The 14,146-nt window shown below is 62.4% G+C and carries 11 protein-coding genes, 1 tRNA gene and 2 rRNA genes (1 of these 14 cut by a window edge); 6 read left to right on the plus strand and 8 right to left on the minus strand.

All coding sequences use genetic code 11. From position 1 onward, the window contains the following. The 4 genes from AC1MH0_RS12790 to AC1MH0_RS12805 form a co-directional block, all read left to right on the plus strand. Positions 1-2,570 (plus strand): 23S ribosomal RNA (locus AC1MH0_RS12790) (it extends 226 nt beyond the left edge of the window). Between the two features lie 224 nt (positions 2,571-2,794). Further along, positions 2,795-2,909, plus strand: a 5S ribosomal RNA gene (rrf, locus tag AC1MH0_RS12795). Between the two features lie 123 nt (positions 2,910-3,032). Beyond that, positions 3,033-3,109: transfer RNA gene (locus AC1MH0_RS12800), tRNA-Met, on the plus strand. 823 nt (positions 3,110-3,932) lie between these two features. Next, entirely contained in the window at positions 3,933-4,313 is a 381-nt protein-coding gene (locus AC1MH0_RS12805) for a hypothetical protein (protein WP_480963097.1), read from the plus strand. A 328-nt stretch (positions 4,314-4,641) separates the two neighbouring features. On the opposite strand, the gene AC1MH0_RS12810 is transcribed toward AC1MH0_RS12805, so the two are convergent. The 6 genes from AC1MH0_RS12810 to AC1MH0_RS12835 all read right to left on the minus strand — a co-directional run bounded on the left by AC1MH0_RS12810 (position 4,642) and on the right by AC1MH0_RS12835 (position 11,618). After that, positions 4,642-5,670, minus strand: coding sequence for a c-type cytochrome (locus tag AC1MH0_RS12810; protein WP_480963098.1), 1,029 nt, complete (start codon positions 5,668-5,670; stop codon positions 4,642-4,644). Next, positions 5,667-6,287: a cytochrome c oxidase assembly protein gene (locus AC1MH0_RS12815; RefSeq protein WP_480963099.1), complete on the minus strand. Its 621-nt coding sequence runs from the start codon at positions 6,285-6,287 to the stop codon at positions 5,667-5,669. Before AC1MH0_RS12815 ends, AC1MH0_RS12810 begins: the two co-directional genes overlap by 4 nt. Continuing rightward, the gene (locus AC1MH0_RS12820; protein ID WP_480963100.1) at positions 6,284-6,685 is read right to left on the minus strand and encodes a hypothetical protein; all 402 of its coding nucleotides are present in this window, start codon (positions 6,683-6,685) and stop codon (positions 6,284-6,286) included. Before AC1MH0_RS12820 ends, AC1MH0_RS12815 begins: the two co-directional genes overlap by 4 nt. Beyond that, the gene (gene ctaD, locus AC1MH0_RS12825) at positions 6,682-9,228 is read right to left on the minus strand and encodes a cytochrome c oxidase subunit I (RefSeq protein ID WP_480963101.1); all 2,547 of its coding nucleotides are present in this window, start codon (positions 9,226-9,228) and stop codon (positions 6,682-6,684) included. The genes AC1MH0_RS12820 and ctaD overlap by 4 nt, the downstream gene beginning before the upstream one ends. Next, positions 9,225-10,193, minus strand: coding sequence for a cytochrome c oxidase subunit II (gene coxB / locus AC1MH0_RS12830; protein ID WP_480965740.1), 969 nt, complete (start codon positions 10,191-10,193; stop codon positions 9,225-9,227). The genes ctaD and coxB overlap by 4 nt, the downstream gene beginning before the upstream one ends. Before the next feature lie 618 nt (positions 10,194-10,811). Continuing rightward, entirely contained in the window at positions 10,812-11,618 is an 807-nt protein-coding gene (locus tag AC1MH0_RS12835; RefSeq protein ID WP_480963102.1) for an AMP-binding enzyme, read from the minus strand. Positions 11,619-11,726: 108 nt separating this feature from the next. On the opposite strand from AC1MH0_RS12835, the gene AC1MH0_RS12840 reads away from it, so the two are divergent. After that, positions 11,727-11,891, plus strand: coding sequence for a hypothetical protein (locus AC1MH0_RS12840; RefSeq protein ID WP_480963103.1), 165 nt, complete (start codon positions 11,727-11,729; stop codon positions 11,889-11,891). Positions 11,892-11,977: 86 nt separating this feature from the next. On the opposite strand, the gene AC1MH0_RS12845 is transcribed toward AC1MH0_RS12840, so the two are convergent. Then, on the minus strand, positions 11,978-13,267 hold the full coding sequence (locus AC1MH0_RS12845) for a GGDEF domain-containing protein (RefSeq protein ID WP_480963104.1): 1,290 nt from the start codon (positions 13,265-13,267) through the stop codon (positions 11,978-11,980). 11 nt (positions 13,268-13,278) lie between these two features. Further along, positions 13,279-13,593 (minus strand): phosphonate transporter, encoded by a 315-nt coding sequence (locus tag AC1MH0_RS12850; protein WP_480963105.1) that lies wholly within the window; start codon positions 13,591-13,593, stop codon positions 13,279-13,281. Positions 13,594-13,919: 326 nt separating this feature from the next. Here AC1MH0_RS12850 and AC1MH0_RS12855 point away from each other — a divergent pair, with 326 nt between their 5' ends. Continuing rightward, the gene (locus AC1MH0_RS12855) at positions 13,920-14,141 is read left to right on the plus strand and encodes a hypothetical protein (RefSeq protein ID WP_480963106.1); all 222 of its coding nucleotides are present in this window, start codon (positions 13,920-13,922) and stop codon (positions 14,139-14,141) included. The last annotated feature ends 5 nt before the right edge of the window (positions 14,142-14,146 follow it).

Here is a 14,146-nt window from a genome sequence, read left to right on the forward strand (position 1 = left end):
CCGGCGAACTGAAACATCTCAGTAGCTGGAGGAAAAGACATCAACCGAGATTCCGTTAGTAGTGGCGAGCGAACGCGGACCAGGCCAGTGCCTGAATTTCAACTAGTAGAAGCTTCTGGAAAGTAGCGCCATAGCGGGTGACAGCCCCGTATACGAAAGTGAGAATTCAGGACTCGAGTAGGGCGGAACACGTGAAATTCTGTCTGAACATGGGGGGACCACCCTCCAAGCCTAAATACTCGTATGTGACCGATAGCGAACTAGTACCGTGAGGGAAAGGTGAAAAGCACCCCGATGAGGGGAGTGAAACAGTACCTGAAACGGATTGCCTACAAGCAGTTGGAGGGCTTTTATGGCCTGACAGCGTACCTCTTGCATAATGGGTCTGTGACTTAATGTATCAAGCAAGCTTAAGCCGATAGGTGTAGGCGCAGCGAAAGCGAGTCTGAATAGGGCGCCAGAGTTTGATGTATTAGACCCGAAACCCGGCGATCTAGGCATGACCAGGATGAAGGTGCAGTAACATGCACTGGAGGTCCGAACCGATTAACGTTGAAAAGTTACCGGATGAGTTGTGTTTAGGGGTGAAAGGCCAATCAAGCCGGGAAATAGCTGGTTCTCCGCGAAAACTATTGAGGTAGTGCCTCGCACGAACACCTTAGGGGGTAGAGCACTGGATGGGCTAGGGGGTCGCGAGATCTACCAAACCTAACCAAACTCCGAATACCTAAGAGTGATATGCGGGAGACAGACGGCGGGTGCTAAGGTCCGTCGTCAAAAGGGAAACAGCCCTGACCTACAGCTAAGGCCCCCAAATCGTATCTAAGTGGGAAAGCATGTGGGACTTCCAAAACAACCAGGAGGTTGGCTTAGAAGCAGCCATCCTTTAAAGAAAGCGTAACAGCTCACTGGTCTAAGCAAGAGGTCCTGCGGCGAAGATGTAACGGGGCTCAAGATACGTGCCGAAGCTTAGGGTGTGCCACTGATGTGGTACGCGGTAGCGGAGCGTTCCGTAAGCCTGTGAAGCGATCTGGTAATGGGTCGTGGAGGTATCGGAAGTGCGAATGCAGACATGAGTAGCGATAAAGAGGGTGAGATGCCCTCTCGCCGAAAGACCAAGGGTTCCTGCGCAAGGCTAATCCGCGCAGGGTGAGCCGGCCCCTAAGACGAGCCCGAAGGGGGTAGTCGATGGGAACCACGTTAATATTCGTGGGCCTGGTGGTGTGTGACGGATCATGTGTGTTGTCATCCCTTATCGGATTGGGATGGCTTCGAAATGGTTCCAGGAAATAGCCCCACCGTATAGACCGTACCCGAAACCGACACAGGTGGTCAGGTAGAGTATACCAAGGCGCTTGAGAGAAGTGTCCTGAAGGAACTCGGCAAATTGCCTCCGTACCTTCGGAAGAAGGAGGCCCTCACTATGCGCAAGCACTTTGAGGGGGCACAGGCCAGGGGGTAGCGACTGTTTAGCAAAAACACAGGGCTCTGCTAAGTCGGCTTCAAGACGACGTATAGGGCCTGACGCCTGCCCGGTGCCTGAAGGTTAAGTGGAGGGGTGCAAGCTCTGAAATGAAGCCCAGGTAAACGGCGGCCGTAACTATAACGGTCCTAAGGTAGCGAAATTCCTTGTCGGGTAAGTTCCGACCTGCACGAATGGCGTAACGACTTCCCCACTGTCTCCAGGACATGCTCAGCGAAATTGAATTCTCCGTGAAGATGCGGAGTACCCGCGGTTAGACGGAAAGACCCCGTGCACCTTTACTGCAGCTTCAGAGTGGCATTAGGAAGAAACTGTGTAGCATAGGTGGGAGGCTTTGAAGCATCGGCGCCAGCTGATGTGGAGCCATAGGTGAAATACCACCCTGTTTGTTTCTGATGTCTAACCTCGTTCCGTAAGCCGGAACAGGGACCCTCTGTGGCGGGTAGTTTGACTGGGGCGGTCGCCTCCTAAAGAGTAACGGAGGCGCGCAATGGTGGGCTCAGGACGGTCGGAAACCGTCTGTTAGAGTGCAATGGCATAAGCCCGCCTGACTGCGAGACTGACAAGTCGAGCAGAGACGAAAGTCGGTCATAGTGATCCGGTGGTCCCTCGTGGAAGGGCCATCGCTCAACGGATAAAAGGTACGCCGGGGATAACAGGCTGATAACCCCCAAGAGCTCATATCGACGGGGTTGTTTGGCACCTCGATGTCGGCTCATCACATCCTGGGGCTGGAGCAGGTCCCAAGGGTTTGGCTGTTCGCCAATTAAAGTGGTACGTGAGCTGGGTTCAGAACGTCGCGAGACAGTTTGGTCCCTATCTGCCGTGGGCGTCGAAATTTGAGAGGAGTTGACCCTAGTACGAGAGGACCGGGTTGAACATACCTCTGGTGTACCAGTCGTTCCGCCAGGAGCGCAGCTGGGTAGCTATGTATGGACGGGATAACCGCTGAAAGCATCTAAGCGGGAAGCCTCCCTCGAGATAAGATTTCATAGAGCCGTCGGAGACCACGACGTTGATAGATCGGATGTAGAAGTGCGGTAACGCATGGAGCTAACCGATACTAATTGCTCTATTCGCGCTTGAGAGTCTCACACCATCAATGACAACACTGGGCAACCAGCTAGCCATTCGATAGTGCGGATGATTAAGACGACGCCAGATTGCCAATCCCCTCGCCGTCGAGGGATTGGTCACAAATATACCACTAACCTTGCACGGTATCGATTTTAAAACCCTCAGGCTTCGCCGCAAGGCGAAACCCGAGGGACCCAGATATGAACGCAAACGCATGTCGCACCGGCTCCATTGCCTGGTGGCTATAGCGTCGGTGTCCCACCCGATCCCATTCCGAACTCGGCCGTGAAACCCGACTGCGCCAATGGTACTATCGCTCAAGCGATGGAAGAGTAGGTCGTCGCCAGGCATTGAAGCTCGTGCAACATGCATTCACACCATATCACAAACCCATTCACAAACGTCTCATACACTCAGTTCCGCACATGCGGACACTCGGGCCCCATCAAAGCACAGCTTGATGGGATCTTGGCGCGGGGTGGAGCAGCCCGGTAGCTCGTCAGGCTCATAACCTGAAGGTCACAGGTTCAAATCCTGTCCCCGCAACCAATACTATAGAACCTCGACACCACGCCGCCCTTACGGGCGGCGTCGTCGTTTTTACCGAGCTATGGTGCGTTCGAGTTGCTTCGCGTCCGGGCCACTGGGCTCGTCAGGCCAGATCGTTACGCCTTCGATGAGCGGGATTAGAACCGTGGCTGCCTCGGGACGTACAGCGTCGTCGTCAAGCCGCGCGCAGCGTTGTGACCTTGTCGACAGAGCAATCAACGAGGATGGGATGTAGGATCGACGTTTTCGCCTATCGCTTGCGGCTACGAATTCTCTCGATGCGCTGCTGGAGGAAGACGAAGCGTGACCGCAACGCGAGAAGGTTCCAACTACGCGTTTCTACGATCTGATGCCGTTCAGGGACCAGGACCTGCCGCGTGCGCTGTGACGACTCCGGTGCACGCTAGGGGCTGACGATGAAGCCGGTCGGCGGTTCATTTGGGCGCGTGCTGCTGGGTTGGACGACGGCTCGATCTCATTGAGGCGGCCGTCCGAGAAGCACTGCTGGCAGGTATCACCCGTGACGACGTCATTCTCAGCATTGTCATCCGTCGGCGCGAGCCACCACGACTGTTGACCATCCCCACTCGAGGACGTTGCGCTGTCCCGTTCGCCGCGTGTCAACTGCGACAGCCTGCGAGGTTTCCGTACCGCAGCATGAGATGATCGGCGACATGGCCTAGTTGGCGCTCAAGCACATGGCCGGTGCCTCTGACGGTACGGTCAGCACCGGCTCGTAGCGCAACATATGATGATGGAAGTCCGGACGCACCTGCTCCGTCCGGAAACGCCCCGTCGCCATGCAGCGCCTGTCCGCAACCGGATGCCAGTCGACAAACTGCCGGTGGTGAAGGACCTCGACACCGTCAGCCTTGATCGCACGACTGTCGAGGATGAGTTGGCGCGCTTGCCGTACGGCGGCTCCTTCTTGGCCGGCCAGTGCACCATCGCTCTCGTCCGTGCTACGAGCACCGGCAAAGACGCACCTCGTCAGCGGCATTACCGCCAACATCCTGCGAAGTGGCACCCGCGAGCGCCGATACAATATGATCGACCTGGGACCCGCCGTGAGCAGGAAACCCACCGCGGCAAACCCGGTAAGCTCGCAACTCAGTTATCACGCATCGAGGTCGTGATGCTCAACGAGCCTGGTTGTCTGCCGTTCGCGCGTACAGCCGGCAGCTGCTCTCTCGCCTGGCAGTGAACTCTACGCACGCGCCGGGGCCATCGCCACGACCAATCTCGCCTCTTGGCGAATGGCCCGCTGTCTTGGGCGACCCCAAGATGACCACCGCGCTGCTCGATCGCATGACGCGCATTGCGACGTCACCGAAACCGCCAACGACTGCTGGCGCTTCAAGGATCGCTGTCTAAGTCCCACGTCTTACCTCTCAAACGCATATAAAACGGATGTCTGAAGTCGGTAGGCGCGAAACCGCGGCTGAACGTCTGGAACTGAAAACGGCCGTAGGGATCGAGCGCGACACAAATAGGCATGCATGCCAGGTGTGACCGCATTGCCTCCGCGCAAGTCAGCGGCCTGCGAGGTACTGCGCAAGCGGGTCAATCATATCCTCCGGTATGCGACGAGCAATCACCGGCATCGTGGCCTGCGACTTCCTCGCATCGACTACAGTCTCGTCGCCGCGCCAGTTCCGGAGACGTTGCGCGATATAACTAGCGCGCTGACCGGCGAGTACGGGGTAAGGCTTGCCGGGAGCATGGCAGCTGGAGCAGGCGGGGAGCTGGACCTTTGGCAAGCCTGCGTGATCGATTCGCGCAGCCTCCGTCGATCCCGACGTCCTGACGCCGCCAATCCCCGGCATTGCCGCGAAGTGGTCGGCCAACCGCGTCGTTTCTTCGTGCGTCAGCGTGGCTGCTGCGTTCGCCATGACCGCGCTCTGCCGCTTGCCGGTCGCATAAGCCTCCAGTGCCGCGCGGAGATACGCCGGGCTCTGGCCGCCGAGTACCGGCATGTCGGGCTGGCCACGGCCACGGCCGTCGGCACCGTGACAGCCGGCGCACGTCGCGATCCTGGCATCGGCGATACCCGGCACCTCGGTCAGCGAGCGATAGGTGGCAGGCGACATCTCCGGCAGCAGGCGGACGAAGGCGACCATGCGGCGGACTTCGTCGTCGCGGTCCTTGGCGGCCCAGCCTGGCATGCCGGTGTATTTCACGCCGTGCTTGAGGATCCAGAAGATCTGCTTGTCGGTCCACTCGCGCGCGTTGACCGAGAGGTTGGGGGCAGGGGGCGTCGCCGCCTGCATCACGGGGAGCGGACGAACGCCGGGCGCACCGTGGCACGACGCGCAGCTGGCCTTGAACAGGCCGGCGGCACTGACGAGACCCTCGTTCGCCTTGGGATCGTCGGGGGCGGTGACCGCGGCGTAGGTGCGGACCGAGTTGCGCATCGTCCAGTGGAGGAACCAGTCGGTAATCTTCCAATGGCCCGACGAGGCGGCGATGTTGAACACGCCCGACCAAGCGAACAACAGCCCGGCGAGCGCCAGTGCGACGATGGTGGCGGCGGCGCGCGCCCAGGTTATCCGGATCGTCATGCGGTCGCGCTCCGTGTCTTCAACAATCCGCCGAGCATCGCGAGCCCGCCGATGAAATAGCTTGCCGCGCCGACCATCAGCATGACGACACCGCCGAGTTGCTGGTCTTCGAGTGCGTCGAGGCCGTGTGTTGCCGGGTGCATCGCCATCATCGCGTAGAGGGGGCGCGGGGCAAGGCCGATCAGCGCGCCGAGCAGCGTCATGTGCATCGATGTCAGCAGCAACGCGGCAACGCCCGACGCGCGACGGTCGGTGGCGCCGCCAATGCGTGTGCCGAGCACTGCGCTCCAGAGAAGGACGCCGGCGATGAGGAAGCTCGCTTGCTCGATAAGCAGAACGAGGGGCTGCATGTCGACGCGGAGCCTCAGCGCGGGGAGGTGCCAGAGCCAGACGATGACGAGTTCGACGAGCGACATCGCGAGCGGGGTCACGACCTCGGGCCAACGCTCGGCCGGGTCCCGACGCGAACCGGCAACCCCGTACGCCAGGAACGGCGCGGCGACGGCGACCGCTATCATGTGACCCGCCATATGCCCGACCATCCCGAGCGGCGCGGCGGCGAATGCCCAGCCGAGCGGGACTAGCGCAACGCCCAGGATGAGGCTCGCGCGTCTCATCGGCAGTCGCCGAACATGATGACGGGCAGCGCCGTGAAGATCACCGCGACGAAGCTCAGCCCCGCCAGCAACCGCGTCGACAGCGCGAGGAAGCGGAGTCGGTCGATCGCGGTGCCCTGTTCGTGCGGGGCCGGATCGCCTGGCGTCTCCGACTGGACACGCGCGATGTAGCCCGCCGCGACGATTCCCAGCAGCGCCACGACCGTCGCGATCAGCGTCGCCAGCGGGAAGCCGGTCAACGCCGTTCCCGGCCTCGACGATTTCGCGCACGTCACCGCGACCCACAGGTAACAGAACAGGAAATGCACCGCCCAGATCGTCGGCGGGACGATCAGCGTCCACAGCGTGACCTTCAAGTCGCGCGCCCAATGCTTCCGGTCAGATTTGGGCTCTGTCATGCGACACCCGGGAACAGGCCGATCGTGCAGAACGTCACGATCCCGGTCAGCGCGAGGAAGTGATGATACACGGTGATGTTGCGCAGGTCCGCGTCATAGACCGGCGTCATCTTCCCCGCGAGGCTACGCGCGAGCGTATACGTCTGCATGATGACCCCGATTGCGGCGTGCACCGCAGTCCAGATCGCCAGCGTCCAGACGATCGCCGGATAGACGTGGAGTTCGGGATCGAGCCCCGAATACCACGGCCCGGCGAGCCCCGCGAACAGGCTCGACAGCGTCGCGACGATCCCGACTACCAGCAGCGCGCGACCCGCACCGACGTTGCCGCGGCGATGCACTTCGCGCGCACCGACGGTGGCGGCCCAGCCGGTGAGCGTCAGCGCCAGCGCGACCATCGGCCAGAACACGCCCGGCCCGTTCAGCCCGACTCCGCTCGGCGGGAAGTCGTTGTGGATCGTCCAGAAGAAGAAATAGCCGAACACGAGCCCCGAGAACGCGGTCGCGTCCGCCATCATCGTGATGAACATCGCCCACCAGCCCGGTGCCGATGGCCCCGAGGTATAGAGCGGCACCTCGATGCCGTGGCCGATATGCTTGGTCGGCTTTTCGGGGATCTCGGCGGTCCCGGTCCACAGCCACCACAGCACGCAGGCGAGCGTCGCGACGCCGCTGACCGCCGACCAGATATACAGATGGTAGGTCGTCAGGATGAACACGCCCGCTAGCGCGACCGCGGTCATCATCGGCTTCACGCTCGGCGTGCCGAGACGGATCACCTGGAGGGGGCGCGCGTCGAGCACGGTAGTGATGATCGACTCACGCCGCATCTCCTCCGCGTCGGGCAGGAAGAAACGGCCCTCGTCGACCTTCTGGACGAAGTTCTTCTGGTCCCAGATCGGATAGCGGCTCTCGATCAGGGGGACCGAGCGCACGCCCCAATCCTCGTCGTCGGGCAGCGCGAGCCATTCGAGCGTGCCGGCGTTCCACGGGTTGCGCGGCGCCTTCGGGCGACGCGGCGACAGCGCGAGGTCGATGCAGACGATGAGCACGCCCGTCGCGAACATGTACGACCCGATCGTCGAGGCGAGGTTGAGCCCGCCGATCCCGAGCTCCTCGGGATAGGTGAACACGCGCCGCGGCATGCCGAGCAGGCCCGACAGATGCATCGGGAAGAAGGTCAGGTTCATGCCCACGAACATGATCCAGAACGCGATCCGCCCGAGCTTGTCGCTCAGCTTCTTGCCGGTGATCAGCGGCCAGTAATAATACAGCCCGGCGAACAGCGGCAGCAGCGTGCCGCCGATCAGCACGTAATGGAGATGCGCGACGATGAAATAGGTATCGTGCGCCTGCCAGTCGAACGGCGCCACGGCCACCATCACGCCGGTCAGCCCGCCGATCACGAACACCGCCAGGCTCCCGCTCGCATAAAGCAAAGGCGTCGATTTCTTGACGTTGCCCGCCCAGAGCGTCGCGATAAACACGAAGATCTGCACGCCGGTCGGGATCGCAACGGCTTCCGACGCCGCCGCAAAAAACGCGAGGCTGATCTTCGGCAGCCCGGTCGTGAACATGTGGTGGACCCACAGCCCGAAGCTCAGGAACGCCGTCCCGACCGCGGCCAGCACGATCCACGGATAGCCGAGCAGATGCCGTTGCGCGAACGTCGGGATCAGCATCGCGAACAGCGCGATCGACGGCAGGAAGACGATGTAGACTTCGGGGTGGCCGAAGATCCAGAACAGGTGCTGCCACAGCAGTGGATCGCCGCCCTTCTCCGCGTTGAAGAACGGCCAGTTCAGCAGCCGCTCCATCTCGAACAGCACGTCGCCCGCGATCAGCGGCGGGAACGCGAACAGGATCATCACCGCGACGACCAGGATGTACCAGGCGTAGAGCGGCATCAGGTTGAGCCGCATGCCGGGCGGGCGGCATTTCAGCACGCCGACGATCAGCTCGACCGCGGCCGCCACCGACGACACCTCGATGAAGCTCAGGCCCAGCATCCAGATGTCCGCGCCGAGCCCGCTGAGGTCTGTCCGGGTCGTCAGCGGCGGGTACATGAACCAGCCGCCATCGGGCGCCGCATCGAAGAAGATCGAGCCCGACACGAACACGCCGCCGATCAGGAAGCTCCAATATCCGAACCCCGACAGCCGCGGAAACGGCAGGTCGCGCGCGCCGAGCAACTGCGGCAGCAGGATGATCGAGACCGCCTCGAACATCGGCACCGCGAACAGGAACATCATCATCGAGCCGTGCAGCGTGAACAGCTGGTTGAACGTGTTCGCGGTGACGAGATCGTTGTTCGGCACCGCCAGCTGCGTGCGCATGATCAACGCGAGCACGCCCGCGAACAGCATGAACCCGAACGCGGTCAGCGTGTACCACACGCCGATCCGGTTGTTGTTGACGTCGGTCCAGCGGAAGAACCAGCCGGTGGGCGGCTTCCAGACTTCACGCAAACGATCTTCCTGGCCCTTGCGGACCGCGGGATCATTCTGGTCGGGGGCGACGTACGGGGTGCTCTCGGTGGTCATTTGAGCCCCTGAAGGTAGCTTGCGATCTGGTCTGCCTCGGCGGCGGACATCTGCGGGAAAGCGGGCATCCGCACGCCGGGCTTGGTCTTGCCCGGATCGCGGACGAACCCGGCGATGTTGGCATGGGTCATCGGCAGCACGCCCGCGGCGAGCGTCGGGCGCGACCCGAAGTGCGTCAGGTCGGGGCCGATCTTCGCGACCGGGCCGACGCCGCGGACGCTGTGGCAACCGCTACAGCCGTAACTCGCGAACAGGCGCGCGCCCGGCGACGCGGTGACGACCGCCGGCTTGCGCTGCTCGGCGAGCCACCGCTCGAACGCGGTAGGCTCCATCGCGATCACGTCGAACGCCATCAGCGCGTGGCCGAGCCCGCAGAACTCCGCGCAAACGCCGCGGTACGTCCCCGCCTTGGTCGCGCGAACGACGAGGCGGTTGGTGCGGCCGGGGATCATGTCCATCTTGCCGGCGAGTCCCGGCACCCAGAAGCTGTGAATCACGTCGGGGCTGCGGAGCGACAGTTCGACGGTGCGGCCGACGGGGAGGCGGAGTTCGTTTGCGGTCTCGACCACCGAACCGCCCGGCGGCGCATAGCGGACGCGCCACCAGAATTGCTCGCCCTCGACGCCGATACGGAGGTCGCTGTTGGCCACCTCGCGCGGCCGCATTGCGGGGAGAGCGTAGAGCAGCAGGCCCAGCAGCAGGATCGAAGGGCCGATGCCGCCGAGCCACAGCACCAGCTTCATCCCACCCTTGTGCGTCAGGCGACCTTCGGGCGCGCGCATCGCATGCCGCATGAGAAGCGCGAGACCACCCGCGAGGATGATCGCGCCGATGACCAGAACGATGGTGATCGAGAGGACCTTGTCCGCCTCCTCGCCGAACGGCGCGAGCGTCGACTGGTGCCGGTTGCACGCCGCCAACAGCGGCAGGCACGCGCCCACGGAAAGAAAATTAGCCTTCCGCATCATCACCTTGCCACCCTTGCGAAGCGCACCCCCTAACCCGGCGGGCAGGCGCGCGTAAACCGAAAATGACAGGGATGTCATGTTGCCAACGCCGTCGTAGCAACCTGGGTAAGCGCATTCAGGCTGGACTCGCGAGCCGTACCGCTGGGAGAGGCCTGACTGAAAAACGGTTGCGATAGTCCGAGCGTCTTTGAGAGTGTCGCGAGACAGACCAACCGCTCGAACACAATGTCAGCGGCAGTAGCTTGCGGCGGGTGGAGATGTGCGCGTGGTCCGGGGTGTCACGCCATCCCCACGGGCCTTGCATACGCGATTTGGCCATCTCGAACGCTGCGGGCCACTGAAGCGGGGAACGACACTTAAATAGGCGGGCGAGGGGCGTCTGAGAAAGGACTCCGGCGTCCCAATATGTCACGCGACGTTAGGCAAGACGCCTGTTCCAGACAGTCCAAAAGGACTGTGCCCCCATGAGCCTTAGCCGACGAACGGGCTGACAAGTATGTAATCGTGGATGTCGAGCATGACGACGAGCACGATCCGTGCACGTTTACCGGCGAGCTGGTCCTGCCGCCCCGGCGAGCGGAGCTCTCGACGAAAGGCGCGGCTGTGGCGAACGCATCATGCCCAGTCTGCCAGTTTGCCCATCGCGTTGCGCGGTAGGACGGCTCCGAAGCGAAAGCTTTTGGGGCGCTCATGATCTTTCAGATTTTGCGCGACAAAACGATCGAGATGGGAAGCCAGATCGCTTGTATCGCGTCCTGTTTCCGGCACGACAAACGCCTTCAACCTGCCGTTCGCGTGGAGTCGCACCGCGACCTCGGCAACGCCGTCGGCATGCCGCAAAACCTCGGCGACGGAGTTCGGCCAGATATTGAGGCCGGCAATCTTCACCGCACCATCGCGCCGGCCGACCGGTCGCAGTGATCGCTCTCCGTTTCGCTCGATCAGGTCGGGCAGTTCGATTGGGATGCCACGGCAATCCGTGAGATGCCAATCGTCACCGCCGTTCGGGATCAGGTTCCAGCGAGGTAGCAGATCGTACATGGTGTCGGGCGCGTTGCGCGACGCGATGGCTCCGGTCTCCGACGAGCCGTAGACGTCGATCATTTGCGCGAGCCCCGCCTCGAGGAGGTCAACTGCCTGGGCATCGTCGAGGACACCTGCCGAACTGACGCCGATGATGTCCGCTGGAAACCGCCGCGTCATCCGCGATATTGCGTGCCATTGATGGGGTACGGCAACGACGAGATCGCCGGCGGCGAGATCGAGCGCGGCGCCCACCCTACGCACCACGACGGGCACGCCGAGGGTGTCTGGCAACAGCGCGGTCCAGATCATTCCATAGAGATGGTTGGCCGGTACCAGCGAGACCACGCGTCTTCGGTCGGCAAAGCGGCGCGATAGAAATTCGGCTTCGTCGAGCAAGACGCCGAGGGGATGACCGCATGGTCGCGCGGTCCCGGTCGATCCGGAGGTCATCACGGTTATCGTACCATCGTTCGCCTCATGCCCCGCCATAACCCAGTCGATCCAGTGGCCGACCGTTTGCGGCATTTCCCGACCCAGCATGGTGTCATCGAGCCCGAAGGTCTCGGCCAGAGCACCGAGCGCGCCGAGCTGCTCGAGCGAATCCAGCCCCAAGCCCCCGTCGGCGATGGACATTTCTTCGGGCCATTCACCCGGCGGCCGCCAGGGTAGGGGGCCGTCTCGCAAGCGCTGCACTTCTGCGGCCACGACCGCGCACGCAATCCGGTGCGCGGCGGCCCGTCCGAAGCCGGGCCTCGTCACGCGGCCCTGGTCTCCGCGGCGAAGACCCTGTTCCGTCCCGCGTGCTTTGCGGAATAGAGACGTTTGTCGGCCAGCGCGATGAGGGCATCGATCGATCCTTCGGTCTCGTCGAGGGTTGCGCAGGCCAGGCTGGCCGTTACCCGCAAGCTGCCCGATGGAACCTCGACGACGACGGCGGCGATCGCTTCGCGAAGCCGCTCGGCAAGTTCCATGGCTTGATCATGGTCGTATCGCGGCAGCAGGGCGCCAAATTCCTCCCCCCCCAGCCGCGCGAAGACGCCGCGTGGCGGCAGCAACGCGCTGCAGGCTTCGGTGACCCGGCAGAGCAGCGTATCGCCGACAGGGTGGCCGTATGTGTCGTTGACCGCCTTGAAGTGATCGAGATCGAGCACGACGAGCGACAGCGATTGGCGAAGTTCCCGCCAGCTTTCTTGTTCTCTGGCCATTGCCTGACTGAAATGCCGTCGGTTTGCGGCCCCGGTCAAATGGTCGCACGTCAGTAGCCGGCGCACATCTTCGGTCGCGGCCTCGCGTCGTGGCACATCGCGCATGATGACGGAAAATTTTGGCAGCGTGGCGTTGTCGTGCGCCGAGCGAGCAACGACGAGACGCTGGCACCAATAGCGTTCGCCGTCTGCGCGTTGCTGCCAACCCTCCTGAAGATGCCATCCCTCGCGGACGGCGATCGACAGTTGCTCGTCGAGCCGCAGATCACCGCCTGGAAGATCCGTGCTGAGGACGTCGGCGAGATTGTGGCCGGTGACGTCGGCGGGCTCATACCCGGTCTGCCGGGCAAAGCAGGTGTCGGCCGCCTCTATTTCGCCCTCTGGCGTGATCGTCAGTGCTGCATAGCCGTTGACGTCATCCAACAGCGTGGCGAACCAGGTATCTGCCTGGCGCAGGCGGTTCTCCTGGAGAACTTGCTGGCTGACATCGCCCAGCGTCGCCATGAATCGGTCGGCGCCGAGCTTGACCAGCGAACAGGCGAGAACCTTCGGCGTGGCGCCGCGCCTACCCGGTCCCAGGTCGACGAAGATGCGATGGCCGTCGCAGATGCGTCCGGTGACCGCTGCGAAAGTCTCGGCCATGCTCCGGAGTTCCGGCGCATGGCGTTCGAATGCCGCAAACAGGTTGCTCACGCCCCGTGGCCCCGCCAGCGGCAGCAAGTGCTGCATAGCGTGTGGGTTCATCAAGCCGATCTCACCCGCGGCGTTGCACTCGATCAGCCCAATCGGACAGGCATATAGAAATTCGAGGAGTTCCTCCTCGCCCGAGGTTTCGGTCATCCAACCAGCTTTCAGCGTTCGATGAGGATGTAGCGTCGCATCATTCCCGCGGTCGCGAGCAGTCGCAACCGGACCTTGGTTGGCCGCATGCGCAGGGTCAGGACGTACGGGACGATGTCGTCCAGCTCCGGTTCGTCTTCGAACCGCTGTGCCACCATGAAGTTGTTCATGCACTGCGCGACGGCGTCGAAAAAGGGAACGCCGACGACGGTGGCCGGATCCAGCCCAGACATGCGGGCCTCGGTCGCGTTATAGACCTCCACGATGGTGTCCGGGGCAAAGCCTACCACGCCAAACGGCAGGGTATCGCGTTCGGCAGCGTCCATGTCCTCAAGGACCTGCAGGCCGACCGTTTCAAAATCTACGTTTGTTGGTGACACGATCAGAAGCTCCTCAGCGAAACCCAGTGGCCTAAGATGTTTAATTATGTGCGAAATTTTCGAGCCGCGTAGCTTTAGCAGGTAACGCGGGCGCCAAGCATCGCGTCGGCCAATCTGCTATCGATATGATCCTGCACCGCGTCGTCGCGCGTCCAGAGGCCGACCATCTGTCTCTGCTCGGACTCGGAACAAGGGTATCCATACTCTCTATGCGTTCCTCGCGCATCCATCGGCCACGCCAAGGCGTTGGGGCGCATGAGAGGGAGGATCTGATGGACGAAACCGTAAAAATTCGCCGCCGCGAAATCGCAACCGAGCATCTGCTGTTCAAACTGATGGAGTATGTCGAGTCGCGCCACCCCGGTCTCCTCGACTTCCTGGAGGCCAGTCTCGATCATCTCGGCGATCCGGCGGACAGTGCGGACAAGGACGACGAGGCCGTGCGCAAGATCGCACGCCGGATGATCGTCGGGGCGAAGCGCGAGGGTGCTTAGGCAAG

Source organism: Sphingomonas sp. AP28 (assembly GCF_056680455.1).

Coding starts and splice junctions, on each gene's coding strand:
- AC1MH0_RS12805 (WP_480963097.1), top strand. CDS start 3,933: ATGCCAGTCGACAAACTGCCGGTGGTGAAGGACCTCGACACCGTCAGC.
- AC1MH0_RS12810 (WP_480963098.1), bottom strand. CDS start 5,670: ATGACGATCCGGATAACCTGGGCGCGCGCCGCCGCCACCATCGTCGCA.
- AC1MH0_RS12815 (WP_480963099.1), bottom strand. CDS start 6,287: ATGAGACGCGCGAGCCTCATCCTGGGCGTTGCGCTAGTCCCGCTCGGC.
- AC1MH0_RS12820 (WP_480963100.1), bottom strand. CDS start 6,685: ATGACAGAGCCCAAATCTGACCGGAAGCATTGGGCGCGCGACTTGAAG.
- ctaD (WP_480963101.1), bottom strand. CDS start 9,228: ATGACCACCGAGAGCACCCCGTACGTCGCCCCCGACCAGAATGATCCC.
- coxB (WP_480965740.1), bottom strand. CDS start 10,193: ATGCGGAAGGCTAATTTTCTTTCCGTGGGCGCGTGCCTGCCGCTGTTG.
- AC1MH0_RS12845 (WP_480963104.1), bottom strand. CDS start 13,267: ATGACCGAAACCTCGGGCGAGGAGGAACTCCTCGAATTTCTATATGCC.
- AC1MH0_RS12850 (WP_480963105.1), bottom strand. CDS start 13,593: ATGGACGCTGCCGAACGCGATACCCTGCCGTTTGGCGTGGTAGGCTTT.
- AC1MH0_RS12855 (WP_480963106.1), top strand. CDS start 13,920: ATGGACGAAACCGTAAAAATTCGCCGCCGCGAAATCGCAACCGAGCAT.